Here is a 16,101-nt window from a genome sequence, read left to right as displayed (position 1 = left end):
CTAGTTGAGGAGATCGGCCGCCTGGAGTTGTTGCCAGATCTCGGACTGGTCGACGACGGTGACGCCGAGCTTCTCGGCCTTGGTGAGTTTGGCGGCGCCGACGTCGGCGCCGGTGATGAGGAAGTCGGTGCTGGCCGAGACCGACGAGGCGATGGTCGCGCCGGCCTTCTCGCAGAGTCGCTGGAACGCCGGCCGCGCGACCTTCTCACCCGAGCGCGGATCACTGATCGAGCCGGTCACAACCACGGTCTTGCCCGCCAGCGGCGCACCCGCGGCAACGACCGGCGGCAGGTCTTCCTCGCGTACGTCGAGCGATACGCCGGCCTCCCGCAGCCGCTCGAGCTCCGGGCGCAGCCGGGTCAGATGCTCGATCAGCGAGGCCGCGACCTTCGGGCCGATGTCGTCCACCGCGACGAGCCCCTCCTCGCCCGCGTCGGCCACTGCCTCGAGCGAGCCGAAGCCCGCGCGGCACAGCCGGGCCGCCGTGCCCTCGGAGGCCATCGGGATCGCGAGGCCGATCATGGCCCGGCGGAGGCCGACCTGGCGGCTGGCGTCGATCGACTCGATCATCCGGGCCGCCGAGATCTCGCCGATCCGGTCGAACTCCAGCAGCCGCTCGGCGGTCAGGTGGTAGAAGTCCGACGGGTTCTCGAGGATCCCTGCCTCGGCCAGCCGCTCGATCCAGACCCCGCCGATCGCGTCGATGTCGGCCGCGGCGCGGGACGCCCAGTGGATCAGCCGCCGTACGGTCTGGGCCGGGCAGGAGACGTTCGTGCAGAACAGCTCGCGGCTGTTGCCCTGCTCGGTCAGCGGGAAGCCGCACGACGGGCAGACGACCGGAGGCACGATGTCCTGCTCCTCGCCGGTCCGCTTGGACGCGTCGAGTACGCCGGCCACGAACGGGATCACGTCGCCGGCCCGACGGACCAGGACCGTGTCGCCGATCTTGATGTCGCGGGCGCGGATCACCTCCTGGTTGGCCAGGGTTGCGCGCGTGACCGTCGTACCGCCGACGAAGACCGGCTCGAGCCAGGCCACCGGCGCGATCTTGCCGGTTTTCCCGACGTCCCAGACCACGTCGGCCAGGACGGTCGTTTTCTCCTCGGCGGCGAACTTGAAGGCCAGCGCGCCGCGGGGGGAGCTCGACCGGGTGCCCGCGGCGGCGAACGCGTCACGATCGGCCAACCGCAGTACGGCGCCGTCGAGGTCGTAGTCGAGCTCGTTGCGCTGCTGCTCGATCGTGGTGATGACCGCCTGCGCCGCGGCGGCGTCGTCGCAGTGCCGCATGTCGGCGACGGTGAATCCCATCGTCTGCAGCGCCTCTTCCAGATCGGCCTCGGCCTGGTCGCTGAGGAGATCGAAGGCGAGGAACTGCAGGCGCCGCTCGGCGACGGTCGCCGGGTCCTTGGCGCGCAGCGTGCCGGCGGCGGCGTTCCGAGGGTTGATCAGCGGTTTGTCGGGGTGGGCAGCGTTGTAGGCGGCGAAGGTCGAGCGCAGCATGACCGCTTCACCCCGCACCTCGACACGGTCCTGGACGTCGAGCTTGGCCGGGACTCCGTCGGTGAGCGCCCGCACCAGCGGCGTCACGTCGTCGCCGGTCGTCCCGTCGCCGCGAGTGACCGCTCGGGCCAGGCGGCCGTTCTCGTAGACGAGGGCGAGTGACAGCCCGTCCAGCTTCGGCATCACGACGACCGACTGGCCGGGGAAGCGGCTGAAGAACGCCTCGACCTGCTCGGGCCGGGTCGCCTTCTCCAGCGACAGCATCGGCCGCGAGTGCCGGACCGGGGCGTGCAGCACGGTCGGTGCGCCCACCTGCTCCAGCGGGTTCGGGTCCGGCGCGAGCTCCGGGTTGGCCTCGATCAGTGACCGTAGCTCGTCCTCGATCGCGTCGTACTCCGCGTCGGCCACCGTCGGCGAACCGCGGTAGTAGGCGTCCCGCAGTACGACGATCTGATCGGCAAGTTCCTGAATCCGCTCCCCAACGTCCACGGCCAGGACCCTACCGGGGCCTGCGGACAAACCGGCTCAGGCAGCCTCAGGCGGCCTCAGGCGGCATGGTCGAGCAGGGACCAGCGGGGGTCGTCGTTCGACCAGTGGTTGACCAGGGCGTCGACGGCGAGGCGGTGAACGGCCGGATCGAGTACGCCGTGATCGGTGGCGGCGTCGAGGACCTCGAGGTACGTGGCGACTGCTTCGATCGGGAGGGTCTTGGCGATCGGCGCGACCGAGGTGGCGACGTCGCGCATGTCGACCAGCGTGAAGGCGCCGACCAGGATCGCGCCCTCGGCCTGCAGTTCGTCCGCGAACGCCTCGAGCGCGCCGCCGGAGGAGACGGCGTCATCGACGAGCAGCACCCGACGGCCGGCGACGGCGGCACCGCGGACGCTCGGCTCATGGTCCTCGTGGCCGACGTACCCGGGCTTGCGTACGAACGCGAACGGGAGGCCCGCGGCGAGCGCGACGGCGGTCGCGAGCGGGATACCGCCGGTCTCGGCGCCGACGACGACCTCGACGCCCATGCGCCGGGCGAAATCCACAGCAGCGGCACCGAGGTCGGGCAGCAGCCGCGGGTCGCCGTACGCGTTCTCCACCGAGAGCGGGTGCAGCGGGAGGCGCTCCTTCATGTCCCAGTGCGCGACGCCGGGGCGGACCAGGCCGGGAACGGTGGCGAGCCGGGCAACGAGGTCCGTGCGCGGCTGCGGTACGGCGGTCAGACGAGCCAGGTCGGCCCGGTCGTTGAGTTGCACGCGGCGAGCGTTCGCCAGGGTTTTCCGGTTGGTGTTCATGCCATCGACGATCGCCCCTGCACCGCTCCCTTCGCGCCCGTTGCAATCCCTGGCCCCGTGACGTGCGCCCACGCACGTGCCGACGCATCGATGGCCGCACGCGGGCGGACCCGTGGTTTCCCCTGGCGTGACGCGTCCGCGAACGCCGAACAGTAGAGCCATCGGATCACCAACCAAGGAACGGAACCGAAATGACTACGATCCACTTCACCGAGACCACCACCTCGACGCCGGAGCAGTTCGTCGCCGCGCTCACCGACTTCGGTCCGGGCCGCGCGGAGATCTTCGCCAACAGCCACGACGACTACCTGAAGGTGCACGACCAGGGCCGCGGGTACGCCGATGTCACCGAGGGCTCGGGCGGCGTCTGGGAGCGCCTGCACTACGACTGGTCCGACCTGAACCACGTCGTACTGACGACCACCGACTCCAACACCTGGGGCGGCGCGTCCGGCCACACCTACACCTTCACCCGCCGGGCCGACGGCACGACCTCGATCGACGTCGTGATCGTCCGCGAAGGCAAGAACCTCAAGGGCCACCTGCTGGCCACCCTGTTCGCGCTCGGCGGCAAGAACGTCCTGCGCAAGGCCTTCGACAACACCGTCAAGGCCATCGAGAACCGCAACCTCACCACCACTGTTTCGGATGCATGACCGCAATGAAGAAGCTCAGGAACCTACTACTCGCAGTTCTCGGCGGAGCCCTGCTGCTCGCCGGTGCGACCACCGCACAAGCCACCAGCTCGGTCTCGAAACCGAAGCCGACCATCGTCCTGCTGCACGGCGCGTACGCCGACGGCTCCAGCTGGTCCCAGGTGATCACCCGGCTCCAGGGCGACGGCTACAACGTCGTGGCTCCCGCCGTACCGCTGCGGGGCATCGCGTCCGACACCTCGTACCTCGGCGGAGTACTCGCCGGGATCCCCGGCCCGAAGGTGCTCGTCGGGCACTCGTACAGCGGCGCGCTGGTCAGCGAGCTGGCCTCCACCCCGGACGTGAAGTCGCTCGTCTACGTGGCGGCGTTCATCCCCGAGGCGGGCGAGACGCTGGGTGCGCTGAACTCGCAGTTCCCCGGTAGCGAGCTGGGTCCGGTGACCTACACGATCAGCTACCCGGGTGGCGTCGACCTCGCGCTGAACCCGAAGACGGCCGGCCCGGTGCTGGCTGCCGACATCCCTGCTCGGGTCGGAGCCGCGGCGATCGCCGCCCAGCGTCCGATCGCGGCCGCCGCGTTCAGCGAGCCGGTCGAGAAGACAGCGCCCGCCGCGCTTCCGAAGTACGCGGTCGTCCCGACCGGTGACCACGCCATCGCGCCGGCCGCGGAACGGTTCATGGCCAAGCGCGCCGGAGCCTCGATCACCGAGATCGACGGCGCCTCCCACCTGGTGCTGGTCTCGCAGCCAGCCGCAGTCACCAAGGTGATCGAGCGAGCCGCCCGCTGATCGCTCATCGCACGAACCCCGGCCGGAGCAACGATGCTCCGGCCGGTTCGTCGTTTCAGGCTGTCAACAACCAGCGGTTGCCGTCAGGGTCGGACAATTCCACGTACTCCGCACCGGTCTCGCAGCGGGAGACGGGACCGAGGGCCGCGCCGCAGGCCTCGAGCTCGGCGCGGGCCGACTCGAGGTCGTCCACCGCGAGTACGCCGCAGGCCGAGCCCGGCGCGGCGGAGGTGAGCCCCTTGCCGATCAGGATCGAGCACGACGAGCCCGGTGGCGTCAGCTGAACAACCCGCAGTCCCGCGTCCACCGTTCTGTCGCCGTCGAGGCGGAAGCCCAGGGCACGATAGAAATGCCGGCTCCGGTCGACATCGGAAACGGGTACGACGACTGCTTCGAGTTTGCTGTCCACGAGGCCCATGGTGCGTTCCGCCGTACGGCGTCGCCCCCGTGGAACACACTGGTGTCCGTCAGCGAGCCAGCGCACCCCGAAGCTGCCGGCGGGACGTGATCCCGAGCTTCGAGAACGTCTTGCGCAGATGCCACTCGACCGTGCGCGGGCTGATGAACATCTGGGCCGCGATCTCCGGATTGGTCATCCCGTCGCGGGCCAGCCCGGCGATCTGCGCCTCCTGCGCGGTCAGGTCGTTGAGCGTGTCGGGACGGCGCTTGCGAACGGTCTCGCCGGTGGCGAGCAGCTCGTGCCGGGCGCGCTCGGCGAAGGATTCGAGGCCCATCTGGTCCAGCTGCTCGTGCGCGATCCGGAGCTGTTCGCGGGCGTCGACCCGTCGGCCTTCGCGCCGCAGCCATTCGCCGTACTGGAGGTGGGAACGGGCGAGCTCGATGCGGAGGTTCGTCCGGCCGAGGTGCTCGATCGATTTGACGTAGCCGCTCTCGTCGGAGGTGAGCAGGGCGCGGACGCGTGCCTCGATGCCGAGTCCCCAGTCCGTCGGGGTGGCGGTCGTCCGCTCGGTCAGCCAGGCGAGGGCGGTCTCGACCAGCTTGGTGTCACCGGTCCTGGAGGCGGCCTCGGCCAGCTCGCTGACGACGAGTACGTCGTACCCGAGGACGTCCTGCTCGAACACCTGCAGGGCGGCGTCCTTGGCGATGTCGTAGCGGCCGAGACTGTTGTGCAGGATGGCGTTCGTGAACGTCGCGAACGCGGCGACCCTGCCCTGGCTCTGATCGGTCGCCCGTTGGATCGCCGTGTCGATGAGCTTGCGCGCGGTCGTCTCGTTGCCGCGGTACGCCTCGAGGAACAGCCGGCCGGTGCCGACGCTCGGATTGCCGGTCGCGGCGGCGATGCCGGCGTCCTCCTCGACGAGACGGACCACGGTCTCCAGATCGCCGGTCGCGCACAGCATGTTGGCGCGGAAGTTGAGCGCGAACTGGAGCTGTACGAGCGCGCCGGTCGCGCGGGCGGTCCGCTCCTGGCGGGTCGCGAGCTCGAGCGCGGCCTCGTGGTCCCAGACCTCGATCGCGACGATACCGATACCGCGGTTGCCGGTGAGCCAGAACCAGTCGCCGACGTCCTCGGTGCCGACCTGCGCCGCGCGCGCACGGTCGAGAGCCGCGATCAGGTGGGGCGCGGCCGCCGCGTAGCCGCGCGTGTAGCGCAGCGCGAGGGCTTCGAGCAGAACGTCGATCGGCGACTCGGAGTCGGCAGGCACGGGAGGCGTCTCGGCTGCGGCGTAGGCGACGATGCCCGGCGCGTTCGGTCCGCTCGCCCAGATGGCGGCGGACATCGCTTCGAGGTAGGCGACCCGGGAGCGCTCGGGATCGAGCGGTTCGAGTTGTTTGGCCGCGGCGAGCAGACCGCTGGCGGCCTCGCGTGCGCGGCCCTGGTCGAAGGCGATCTCACCGCGCAGGTGCTCGGCCTCGGCCGTCCGGAGCGGGTCCGGGGGACCGGCGGTGACCGCGCGGAGCAGCTCCAGGGCCGAGTCGAGCGCGCCAGAGCTGCGCTTCGCCACCGCTGCAGCCAGCATCCGTTGGGCTCTGCTGCCTGGGTCGGGCGTCAGCTCCGCGGAGCGTTGGAGGAACACCGCGGCCGAGTAGAAGCCGCCGCGGCCCTGCGCCCGGTGCGCGGAACGTTCGAGCTCAGCCGCGACATCCTCGTCGGGCCTGACGGTCGCCTGGGCGCGGTGCCAGGCGCGGCGGTCCGGGTCGATCTCGGGATCGGTGACGTCGGCCAGGGCTCGGTGCACAGCCTGCCGGTCCTGCGCCGTCGCCGTCCGGTACGCCGCAGAGCGCACCAGCGGATGCCGAAACGCGATGTGCTGGCCGAACGTGATCAACCCGGCCTCGATCGCCGCCGCGGCCGGGTCGGCGCCCAGACCGAGTTGCTCGACGGCACGCCAGAGCAGGGTCGCGTCACCGAGCGGTTCGGCCGCTGCGACGAGCAGGAGCAGGCGGGTATCGGCGGGCAGTCCTTCAACCCGTCGTACGAAGCTGTCTTCGATCTGGGTCGCGAGCGTCGTACTGCGGAGGCCGTCGGCGAGCTCGGCCGCGGTCCAGGTGCGGGGGAGCTCGATCAGGGCGAGCGGGTTGCCCCGGGTCTCGGCGACGATGCGGTCGCGGACCCGCGGGTCGACCGGTCCGGGCAGGACCGAATCGAGCAAGGCCCGGGCGTCGGCGTCGTCCAGGCCGCGGATCTCCAGCTCGTTGAACCCGGTCAGCTCGTGGTCCACCCCGTCGCGGACGGCGAACACCATCACGACGGACTCCGCCTCGAGCCGCCGGGCTACGAACGCGAGGATTCGCGCGGACATCAGATCGAGCCACTGGGCGTCATCGATGACGCACAGCACGGGCCGATCGGATGCCGCGTCGGAGAGCAGGTTCAGTACGGCGAGGCCGATCAGGAACCGGTCCGGGGCCGGTCCGTCCTGCTGACCGAACGCGATCCCCAGTGCCTCGTGCTGCGGGCGCGCGAGCCGCTCCATCCGGTCGAGGAACGGGCGGCAGAGCTGGTAGAGGCCCGCGTAGGCGAGCTCCATCTCGGACTCGATCCCGACGATGCGCGCGACGATGCAGCTCTTGACGTTCGCCGTCAGCGCGTCGAGAAGCGCCGATTTGCCGGTGCCGGCCTCGCCGCGGAGTACCAGGGCCTCGCTGCGTCCCTGGCGTGCGGCCTCGAGCATCCGGTCCAGCACGGCGAGTTCGTGCTGCCGCCCCCGCAATTCACGCTCCGCCATTCGATCAGGTTTTCACCGGCAATGCCTCGAAGGCAAACGGTCAGGCAGCGGTGGTTCCGACGAGTACGACGGGACCGCGCGCGAGCCGCAGGACGTCGTACGACGAAGACTGGCCCGGACCGAGGACCGTGAGCGCGGCGCCGGCTGACTCGGAGAGGACAAGACTGTCCATCGAGCCGGGCGCGAACTCCCAGCGGACGTCGACGTCGGGGTACGCCATGCGCCAGATGATCACGGCGTCCTCGACCTGCACCGTGGGTTGCACGACCGTGAGACCGGTACCGCGGCGTCGGGCGGCGCGGAACGCGAAGCCGACCGCATCCGGCGACCCGTCGCCGACGACTACCCGGCCGGCCGACGTACCGATGGCGCCTTCGGCCGACAGCCCGATGACCGCGAGCGAGGCCGTCGTACGGCGGTTGAGGCGGCGGGCCAGCGCCCGTTCGAGGCGGCCGCGACCGTGGCCGAGCACTACCAGGGCCCGCTCCGACTCGCGGGCCACGCTGATGAGGGCCTGCGTCTGCCTGCCCGGGAAGGCGGTGGTGGTGATCCGGAGCGAGGGCGCGATGCGGCGGGCGCGGTGGGTGGCGTTGGTCAGGACCGCCTCGGCATCGTCCCGAGCGCGAAGATCCACCGCGGAGTTGGCCAGCGGGTCGAGCAGCTGCGGCGGCCACCGGAACGCGTACACGAGCTGCAGCTCGGATCCCCGCGCAGCGGCCTCAGCCGCAGCCCAGTCCGGCGCGTCGTGGTCGGGCCCGCCGACCAGCACGATGACCGGTCCGTCGTCCGGCCTTGCTTGGGCCTCGCGCACCGCGACGGCCTCGCGCCGCCCGCGGAAGAGCTTCATGGTGACCTCCTTGTTCCTGCCACCACCGTCTCGCCCACGGCGCACGCTCACACCAGTGACAATGACGGGCCTCGTCCCGGGCCTGGACCACCAGTGGGTTGCACGGGCGCGACTCTGCCTGTCCCGCGGCCAGTCTGGGGGACATGAACACCACCACGATTCCCGAGGTCCGGTTCCGTACTGTCGACGGCGTCCGGATCCGCTACGCCGACAGCGAGGGCTCCCACGAGCCAACGATCCTGCTGACCAGCCCCTGGCCGGAGAGCCTGTACGCCTTCGAGCGCATCTGGGCGACGCTGGCCGAGCGTTTTCGAGTGGTCGCCGTTGATCTGCCCGGGTTCGGCCAGTCCGAACGTCGCGACGACTTGCTGGCGCCGCGGGCCATGGGCGAATTCCTGAGCCGCCTCGTCGCCGAGTTCGAGCTGGGCCGGCCGTACATCGTTGCGCCCGACGTCGGTACGGCGGCCGCGTTGTTCGCTGCCGCGGACCATCCCGACCTGTTCGCGGGTGTCGTCGTCGGTGCCGGCGGGGTCGCCGTTCCGCTCGAGCTCGGCGAGCCGCTGCTGTCGTGGGTGGTCGACCCCGACTTCGACAAGTACCGGCACGTCGACCCGCATGCCGTCGTCAACGCGGCGATGAACGCCCACGCCGGCGGCGTACCGGACGAGATCCGGGCCGACTACCTGACGTCGTACGAGGGCGACCGGTTCGTCGAGTCGATGCGCTACGTACGCCGGTACCCCGAGCAGCTGCCCGAGTTGGCGGAGCTTCTCCCGACGATCACGACCCCGGTCACGATCGTCGGCGCTCGCAACGATCACGTCGTACCGCTCGCGAACGCCGAGTTTCTCGCGCAGCGGTTGCCGAACAACCACCTCGCCGTCCTCGACACCGGCCACTACGCCTGGGAGGAGTCACCAGCGGAGTACGCCGCACTGGTCCAGCAGACTGTTGACCGCCCTACCGGTTGGTGATCTGTTGCAGGGCCCAGGAGTTGCCGTCGGGGTCGCTGAAGAAGACGAAACGACCCCAGGGGAACTCCTGTACCTCCGACACCTCCACCCCACGCCCGGTCAGCTCGGCCCGCGCTGCGTCCACGTCGGGGACGACGATCTGCAGCCCGCGGACCGAGCCGGGCTCGGCCTGGTCCATCCCGCTGCCGAGGGCGATCGAGCAGGCCGAACCGGGCGGCGTGAGCTGCACGAACCGGAGTTCGTCCGTTACCTGGTGGTCATGGTCGGCAACGAATCCGATCTGCTCGGTGTAGAACGCCTTGGCCCGGTCCACATCCGAAACCGGCACCGACACCAACTCAAGCTTCCAGTCCATGCCCGGCAACCTACCGCCCCGCGCGTCAGAGTGCAGTCAGGTTGCGGATACCTGACGAGGTGCGCGTGGTCAGATGCTGGGCGTCACAGCCAAGGAGGACGACCATGCCCATGATCGACGTATACGCGACTGCCGGCACGTTTGCGGACAAGCATCAGTTGGCGAAGGATCTCGCCGCGACCCTGATGGGCATCGAAGAGGTTCCGGACATTCCGATGTTCCGGCAGAACACCGCCGGGTTCGTGCACGAGCTGCCGGCCGGCGATCTGTCGAACGTCGACGGCGAGTCGAACTACGTCCGCGTGCAGGTGCTGACGAACGCGGGCGCTCTGGACCGTGACAAGCAGCTCGCCGTGGTCAGCAGGTTCACGAGCATGATCGCGGACGCAGCCGGCGACCCGACGCTCACGGACCGCACCTGGGTATTGCTGACCGAGGCCGTGCCCGGCGGCTGGGGCCTGGGCGGTCACGCGAACACGAACGAGGAACTCGTCGCGGCAGCCCGCGAACAACTCAGCCGTTGAGGAAGCTCCCGACGTCGGCCGCGAACTCTGCGTGGTGCTGGAACAGGAAGCCATGGGCCGAGTCGGGATAGATCTTGAGCTGCGCGTGCGGGATGAGGCCCGCGAGCAGATAGGAGTAGTGCGGCAGGATCATCGGGTCACTGTTGCCGTTGGCAACGAACACCGGCAGCGTCAGGCAGCTGAGTCGCTGGAGCGCTGCGTGATCAGGGATGCCCCACGTGCAGACCGCGTCGTACTGCGCATTGCGGGTCTCCCAGCTGGTCGCGGTATCCCGGCCGTCGGTCCGACCGTAGACGCCCTGCAGCGTCTTCTTGCCGGCCGCGATGCTCGACGGGGAGCCGGCGAAGAAGACGCTCAAGTACTCTTCGGCACTCGTCTCACGCTTGCCGATGGCACCGATCACCTCGGGCGCCCAGCCGTGCATTCCGTCGGCGCCCTGCGGCGCTGACGACGCCAGCACGAGCCGCCGTACGATGGCGGGCCGGGTCAGCGCGATCTCCTGCGCGACGAAACTGCCGAGCGAGAACCCGAGCACATCGACCTGCTCGAACTCCATGGCCTCCAGGAACACGATCGCGTCCGACGCCATCTGCTCGACGGTGCGCGGCGTCGTACCGCTCGATCCGCCGACCCCGACGTTGTCGAACGTGACGACCCGCCGCCCCGAGGCGAGCGCATCGATCAACGCCGGGTCCCAGCTGTCGAGATTCCCCCGGAAGTGCTGCAGCAACACGAGCGGTACGCCGTCCCCGGCGCCGGCGTCGCGATATGCGTAGTCGATCCCGTTCGCGCCCGTGACCCGCAGGTTGGGCAGGCTTGAGTACGAGTTGTCCATAACCACATTCAGCTCTCCTGAACGACCCGGGTCCACCCCACAGCCCGGACTCGCCCGCAGCGCTGGCATCATCCTGGGAGGTCACGTGGAAGACAAGCTGGTTCATGAGCGGCCCCACCACCCGGTCGTGGTCGAGTTGGCGGCCAAGCGGGCGGAGAGTCTGCAACTGCGGATCGCCGACCAGATCACGGCGTTCGCCGGGTCGATGCGTTTCGTGTACGTGCACGTCGTACTGTTCGCTGTCTGGATGCTGGTCTTCGAGTCCAATCCGTGGCCGACGCTGACGCTGGCCGTCTCGCTCGAGGCGATCTTCTTGTCGACGTTCGTGATGATCGGGCAGAACCGGCAGGCTGCTTTCCAGCAGGCCAAAGCCGACCACGACTTCAGCGAGTCCGAGCTCGAGCTCAAGTCGAACACCCAGTTGACCCGCGAGATCCACACCCTCACGGTCGAGCTGCACCGTCGTCTGGTCGAGGAAGCGAAGCCGTAGCTGCTACTCGCGTTGGAGTTGGCGGAGGTTGGTTTTTGCGAGTTCGATCAGTTCGCCGCCGTTGCCGGAGAGGATTGTTCTGGTGGCGAAGAGGGTGAAGCCCTTGGCCTGTTCGAGGGTGATCTTCGGGGGGAGGGAGAGTTCTTCGCGGGCGGTGATGACGTCGACCAGGGCCGGCCCGTCGTGGTCGAAGGCGGCGCGGAGGGCCGGTTCGAGTTGGTCGGCGGTTTCGACGCGGGCGCCGTACAGGCCGGTGGCTTTCGCGATGCCGGCGAAGTCCGGGTCGTCGAGGTCGGTGGCGAACGTGACGATGCCGGCCGCCTTCATCTCGAGCTCGACGAACGACAGCGCGCCGTTGTTGAAGACCACGACCTTGACCGGGAGCCGTTGCTGGCGGAGCGTGAGCAGCTCGCCGAGCAGCATCGCCAGCCCGCCGTCGCCGGACAGGCTGATCACCTGACGGTCCGGGTACGCCGCCTGCGCACCGATCGCATGCGGCAGCGCGTTCGCCATCGAGCCGTGGTTGAACGAGCCGATCAGCCGGCGCCGACCGTTCATCGTCACGTAGCGTGCCGCCCAGATGCACGGCGTACCGACGTCCGCCGTGAAGACCGCGTCGTCCGACGCGAGCCGGTTGATGGTCGCGGCGACGTACTGCGGGTGCAGCGGCGACTCCTTCCGGCCCTGCTCGGCCAGCGAGTCCATCCGGCTCCGGGCGCGGCGATGATGAGCCGTCATCCGGTCGAGGTGATCCGAGTTGCTCTTTGACTTGATCAGCGGCAGCAGCGCGTCGACCGTGGCCGCGACGGTCCCGACCAGCGCCACGTCGACGTGGACCCGGCGGCCGATGTTCTCCCCGCGTACGTCGACCTGCACGACCGGCACGTCATCGGGGTAGAACGGGCGGTACGGGAAATCGGTGCCGAGCATCAGCAGCGCGTCGCAGTGCTCCATCGCCCGGTAGCCCGAGCTCCACCCGATCAGCCCGGTCATGCCGACGTCGTACGGATTGTCGTACTCGACGAACTCCTTGCCGCGGAAGGCATGCACCACCGGAGCCTTCAGCGCCTCCGCAAGCGCGATCAGCTGATCGTGCGCCCCGGCACAACCCGCCCCGGCCAGGATCGTGACGGCCTTCGCACCATTCAGTACGTCGGCCGCCGCGGCGAGCGGCTCGTCGGCCGGCCGGATGATCGACTTCGACGCGCGAATCTCGAGCGCCTTGGCGCCACGCTCCGCCTGAGCCAGGAAGATCTCACCCGGTACGACGACGACCGCGACCCCACGCCGTTCGAGCGCGGCACGCATGGCCATCGCCAGCGTGCGGGGCAGCTGCTCGGGCACGCTGACCAGCTCGGAGTACACACTGCACTGCCGGAACAGCTCCTCCGGACGGGTCTCCTGGAAGTAGCTCCCGCCGATCTCCTCACGCGGGATCTGCGCCGCGATGGCGAGCACGGCTACGCCGCTGCGATTCGCGTCGAACAGCCCGTTGATCAGATGCAGGTTCCCCGGCCCACAACTGCCGACACAGACAGCCAACTCACCCGTCAACGCGGCCTCACCGGCCGCCGCGAACGCAGCCGCCTCCTCATGCCGCACGTGCTGCCAGGCAACGGTACCGTCCCGCCGAAGCGCGTCGGTGAACCCGTTCAACGAATCCCCAGGAACCCCGAAAACCCGCCGCACCCCAGACTCCCGCAGCGTCCCCACCACAACATCCGCAACCGTCTCAGCCACAGCCCGCCTCCTCAGTTCGCTTGGAAACAACTTAGGAGAGCGGTCGCCCGGACACGACCCCGGCATGCCGAGGTCGAGCCACCAGCCTCTCGGCCGGTGGCTCGACCTCGGTCAGCTATGTGTCAGAGCTTGGCGCACTGGCCCGACTTCGGGCCCGACACATTGTTGGGTTGGCCTGCATTGGTTGGGGCGGGGTTGTTGCCGCTGCAGGACAGCGGGCCGCTGATGCGGTTGCCGGAGACGACGGTTGAGCCGGTGTTGTTCTGTAGCGACACCGGGCCCTTGATGGTTGACAGTCCGCATTCGCCGGCCGGGTTGCCGAGCCAGACCCGGGTCCGGCCGGAGACGCTGACCGGGCCGGACACCGTCGTACCGCAGATGAGGACGTTGCCTGCGCCGGATGCTGAGACCGGGCCGCGGAACTCGGATCCGGTGGCGTAGAGCCCGGCGCCGGAGGCGACGGATACCGGTCCGGAGACCGTGGCGCCGTCGAAGCAGGCGACGCCTGAGGAGACGGTCAGCGGGCCGCTGTGCGTGCCGCTGAGCATCGTCGTACAGGACGGGACGCCGGTTGCGACGAACGGCACGACCCAGGTCTGTGCCTGGCGGGTGTAGGTGACGGTGCCGTGGTAGGTCCCGTCGGCGGGGTAGGTGTGGCTCCCGCTGACGGTCATCAGGCTTCTGCCTTGGCGTTGACTTGCCAGGTAGTCGCGTCCGGCGACAGCGGCGGTCTCGGCGGCAGAGCCATCACCCCAGTCGATCGAGGCGGTGACCTCACCCGGCGGGATCGAGCCGGCGGCCAGACGTCCCAGCGGTGCGTTGGTGATGGTCCGGTCGACGCCGAAGCGGGTGATCGTGCCCATCGAGTCCGGCGTCCAGTTGACCTGGGCGATCGAGCCGTAGTTCACGTTCGCGAACGCCCACCGCGGTCCGGCGACGCTGAGCCGCTGGACGTACGAGTCGTAGTCCTGGGTCAGCACCTTGGGCGACCAGGCCTTCTCCAGGATCCCGGCCAGCCGCGGGAAGACCATGTATTCGTTGGTGGCCAGACCGCGCATCTGCTCGCCCCAGATGGGCGCCTCGATGCCGATGATGTCCTCCGCTTTCGGGCCGCCGTACGCCGGTTGGGCCCAGACGGAGCGGTACTTCTCGTACACCCACTCCGGGTCCCATCCGTACGCCTTGTCGAGCTCGGTCCGCGGCGTGCGGCCGGGCGAACCGTCGTACCCGAAGTCGAGGTACGCGTTCCACTCCGGGGTGGTGATGACCGGACGGTGCTGGTTGAACCACTCGGGCTTGATCAGCGGCGGACCGCCGCCGGTGTAGTCCGACCAGTAGTGGTTGATCGACGTCGAGCCCGGCGCGTAGCCCTCGAGGGCCGGGTTCCAGCCCATCATCTGCTTGCCGTTGTCGTTGACGATCTTCTCCATCTGGCCGATCCACCACTTGTAGTCCTCGTGGGGCATGCCGATGGCCTCGTCGCCGCCGATGTGGATGATCGGTCCGGGGGAGATCGCGGCGAGCTGTGCGATCGCGTCCCGCCAGAACGCGAGGGCGTGTTCGCTGGCCGGGTCGTTCGGGTTGGTGCAGAACCGGTCGGTCTGGGTCTGGCCCTGGCAGCCCATGACCGCGACGCCGCCGAGGGAGCGGACCGCGGCCGTGGCGTGGGCCGGGCCCTCCAGTTCGGGGACGATCTCGATGAAGCGGTCGGCGGCGTACTTCACCAGGCCCTTGAAGTCCTCCTGGGTGTAGAAGCCGGCGATACAAGCGGCTCCGTTGCAGCCGGTGCCGTCCAGGGCGGGGTAGCCCTTGATCTCGAGGCGCCAGGACTGGGAGTCGCTGAGGTGCAGGTGCAGCTTGTCACCCTTGAGCGCGGCCAGCTGGTCGATCATCGACCGGATCTCGGCGACGGTCATGAAGTTGCGCGCCGGGTCCAGCTGCAGGCCGCGGTGCTCGTACCGCGGGTAGTCCAGCACGGTGATCGGCTGGACCGTCCACGGGCCGGTGCCCTCGGTCTGCGCGTTGATTGCCGCTGGCAACAGCTGCCGCAGGCTGGCGAACCCGTTGAACAGGCCGTGCGCCTGGGGCGCGACGATCTTCGCGCCGCCGCTCGACACCGTGAGCGAGTACCCCTCGGCGGTCTTGTCGGCCGGCAGCCCGGCGACCGGGCCGGTGCTGAGCCCGATGTCAGCGGCGCTCGCAGAACCGGTCACGACCGGGAGTACGAATCCGGTGGCCGGTCGCAGGTAGCCGGCGAGTACCTCGGCCGTCGCGGTGAGCGCGCTGCTCGAAACGACGATCCGGGACTTGTTCGTGAGCTGCCACGGCTGACCGCTGCCGGGCGTCTGCTTCACCGGCACGGGGATGATCTGTCCCACCGTCGGCGGCGGCTTCGGACCGGACCAGAGCTCGAACTCATTGATGGTGTACCCGACGGTTGACGTCGTGGCGAGCGCCTGCATCCGGACACACGTGACCGGATCCTGGTGATCGATCACCTGGGAATCCTTGTCGGCCGGATTCACCACGTGGGCCACCGTCGTCCACGTCTGGCAGTCGGCGTCGGTGGACACCTGCAGCTCGTACTCCGACGGCTTGGCCGGCGAGGTCCACCGGGTGAACACCTCGTACACCGGCGACGGCGTTGCCAGCTTCACCTGGAACCAGTCCTGCGTCGGGTCGTAGCCGTTACCGACCGACGCGTAGTTCGACGTCCAGCCGTTGTGCACGAACACGTCGGTGGCGTTGGCCGGCGCGTACGTCAACGCCGGCGCGCTCGTGCGTTGGGACTTTGCCGAGGCGACAGCACCCGGCAGCAGTGAGAGGTTGACGCTTTCAGCTGACACAGAGGACCCAGCGGTTGTGGCGGGCGTGCCGGCAGAAACCTGTGGAACCAGGATCGCGGCGACAAGCCC

General features: G+C 69.4%; 14 protein-coding genes. 5 read left to right on the top strand and 9 right to left on the bottom strand.

All coding sequences use genetic code 11. From position 1 onward, the window contains the following. The gene (gene ligA / locus FDA38_RS28575) at positions 1-1,989 is read right to left on the bottom strand and encodes an NAD-dependent DNA ligase LigA (protein WP_137257222.1); all 1,989 of its coding nucleotides are present in this window, start codon (positions 1,987-1,989) and stop codon (positions 1-3) included. A gap of 56 nt (positions 1,990-2,045) precedes the next feature. Further along, complete coding sequence (locus FDA38_RS28570) at positions 2,046-2,786, bottom strand: orotate phosphoribosyltransferase (protein ID WP_137257221.1); 741 nt, start codon at positions 2,784-2,786, stop codon at positions 2,046-2,048. A gap of 191 nt (positions 2,787-2,977) precedes the next feature. Here FDA38_RS28570 and FDA38_RS28565 point away from each other — a divergent pair, with 191 nt between their 5' ends. Continuing rightward, positions 2,978-3,442 carry a hypothetical protein gene (locus FDA38_RS28565; RefSeq protein ID WP_137257220.1) on the top strand — a complete coding sequence of 155 codons (465 nt, stop codon included), beginning with the start codon at positions 2,978-2,980 and terminating at the stop codon, positions 3,440-3,442. A 5-nt stretch (positions 3,443-3,447) separates the two neighbouring features. Further along, a complete protein-coding gene (locus FDA38_RS28560) occupies positions 3,448-4,230 on the top strand; it encodes an alpha/beta fold hydrolase (RefSeq protein ID WP_202877877.1) in 783 nt (260 codons plus the stop codon). A 55-nt stretch (positions 4,231-4,285) separates the two neighbouring features. Here FDA38_RS28560 and FDA38_RS28555 read toward each other — a convergent pair whose 3' ends face one another. The 3 genes from FDA38_RS28555 to FDA38_RS28545 are packed head-to-tail and all read right to left on the bottom strand — an operon-like array spanning position 4,286 to position 8,268. After that, on the bottom strand, positions 4,286-4,639 hold the full coding sequence (locus tag FDA38_RS28555; protein ID WP_202877876.1) for a VOC family protein: 354 nt from the start codon (positions 4,637-4,639) through the stop codon (positions 4,286-4,288). A 58-nt stretch (positions 4,640-4,697) separates the two neighbouring features. Then, positions 4,698-7,421, bottom strand: coding sequence for a helix-turn-helix transcriptional regulator (locus FDA38_RS28550; RefSeq protein WP_137257218.1), 2,724 nt, complete (start codon positions 7,419-7,421; stop codon positions 4,698-4,700). A gap of 40 nt (positions 7,422-7,461) precedes the next feature. Further along, a complete protein-coding gene (locus tag FDA38_RS28545) occupies positions 7,462-8,268 on the bottom strand; it encodes a universal stress protein (RefSeq protein ID WP_137257217.1) in 807 nt (268 codons plus the stop codon). Positions 8,269-8,411: 143 nt separating this feature from the next. On the opposite strand from FDA38_RS28545, the gene FDA38_RS28540 reads away from it, so the two are divergent. Beyond that, positions 8,412-9,242 carry an alpha/beta fold hydrolase gene (locus FDA38_RS28540; protein WP_137257216.1) on the top strand — a complete coding sequence of 277 codons (831 nt, stop codon included), beginning with the start codon at positions 8,412-8,414 and terminating at the stop codon, positions 9,240-9,242. Here the strand turns inward: FDA38_RS28540 and FDA38_RS28535 are convergent. Beyond that, positions 9,229-9,597 (bottom strand): glyoxalase superfamily protein, encoded by a 369-nt coding sequence (locus FDA38_RS28535; RefSeq protein ID WP_137257215.1) that lies wholly within the window; start codon positions 9,595-9,597, stop codon positions 9,229-9,231. The two genes, FDA38_RS28540 and FDA38_RS28535, sit on opposite strands and share 14 nt — an antisense overlap. A gap of 104 nt (positions 9,598-9,701) precedes the next feature. Between FDA38_RS28535 and FDA38_RS28530 the strand changes: the two genes are divergently transcribed. Beyond that, positions 9,702-10,121 (top strand): tautomerase family protein, encoded by a 420-nt coding sequence (locus tag FDA38_RS28530; protein ID WP_137257214.1) that lies wholly within the window; start codon positions 9,702-9,704, stop codon positions 10,119-10,121. Here FDA38_RS28530 and FDA38_RS28525 read toward each other — a convergent pair. Next, positions 10,111-10,956: an alpha/beta fold hydrolase gene (locus FDA38_RS28525; RefSeq protein ID WP_137257213.1), complete on the bottom strand. Its 846-nt coding sequence runs from the start codon at positions 10,954-10,956 to the stop codon at positions 10,111-10,113. The two genes, FDA38_RS28530 and FDA38_RS28525, sit on opposite strands and share 11 nt — an antisense overlap. Before the next feature lie 85 nt (positions 10,957-11,041). On the opposite strand from FDA38_RS28525, the gene FDA38_RS28520 reads away from it, so the two are divergent. Next, positions 11,042-11,446: a DUF1003 domain-containing protein gene (locus FDA38_RS28520; protein WP_137257212.1), complete on the top strand. Its 405-nt coding sequence runs from the start codon at positions 11,042-11,044 to the stop codon at positions 11,444-11,446. 3 nt (positions 11,447-11,449) lie between these two features. On the opposite strand, the gene poxB is transcribed toward FDA38_RS28520, so the two are convergent. Next, positions 11,450-13,186, bottom strand: coding sequence for a ubiquinone-dependent pyruvate dehydrogenase (gene poxB / locus FDA38_RS28515; protein WP_233714975.1), 1,737 nt, complete (start codon positions 13,184-13,186; stop codon positions 11,450-11,452). Between the two features lie 122 nt (positions 13,187-13,308). Beyond that, entirely contained in the window at positions 13,309-16,032 is a 2,724-nt protein-coding gene (locus FDA38_RS28510; RefSeq protein WP_170989907.1) for a family 20 glycosylhydrolase, read from the bottom strand. Positions 16,033-16,101: the final 69 nt, after the last annotated feature.

The organism is Kribbella jiaozuonensis (assembly GCF_005233875.1).
Lineage (GTDB): Bacteria > Actinomycetota > Actinomycetes > Propionibacteriales > Kribbellaceae > Kribbella > Kribbella jiaozuonensis.
This window is presented reverse-complemented; position numbering and strand designations above follow the sequence as displayed.

Coding starts and splice junctions, on each gene's coding strand:
- FDA38_RS28545 (WP_137257217.1), bottom strand. CDS start 8,268: ATGAAGCTCTTCCGCGGGCGGCGCGAGGCCGTCGCGGTGCGCGAGGCC.
- FDA38_RS28550 (WP_137257218.1), bottom strand. CDS start 7,421: ATGGCGGAGCGTGAATTGCGGGGGCGGCAGCACGAACTCGCCGTGCTG.
- FDA38_RS28560 (WP_202877877.1), top strand. CDS start 3,448: ATGAAGAAGCTCAGGAACCTACTACTCGCAGTTCTCGGCGGAGCCCTG.
- FDA38_RS28530 (WP_137257214.1), top strand. CDS start 9,702: ATGCCCATGATCGACGTATACGCGACTGCCGGCACGTTTGCGGACAAG.
- FDA38_RS28540 (WP_137257216.1), top strand. CDS start 8,412: ATGAACACCACCACGATTCCCGAGGTCCGGTTCCGTACTGTCGACGGC.
- FDA38_RS28565 (WP_137257220.1), top strand. CDS start 2,978: ATGACTACGATCCACTTCACCGAGACCACCACCTCGACGCCGGAGCAG.
- FDA38_RS28525 (WP_137257213.1), bottom strand. CDS start 10,956: ATGGACAACTCGTACTCAAGCCTGCCCAACCTGCGGGTCACGGGCGCG.
- FDA38_RS28570 (WP_137257221.1), bottom strand. CDS start 2,786: ATGAACACCAACCGGAAAACCCTGGCGAACGCTCGCCGCGTGCAACTC.
- FDA38_RS28535 (WP_137257215.1), bottom strand. CDS start 9,597: ATGGACTGGAAGCTTGAGTTGGTGTCGGTGCCGGTTTCGGATGTGGAC.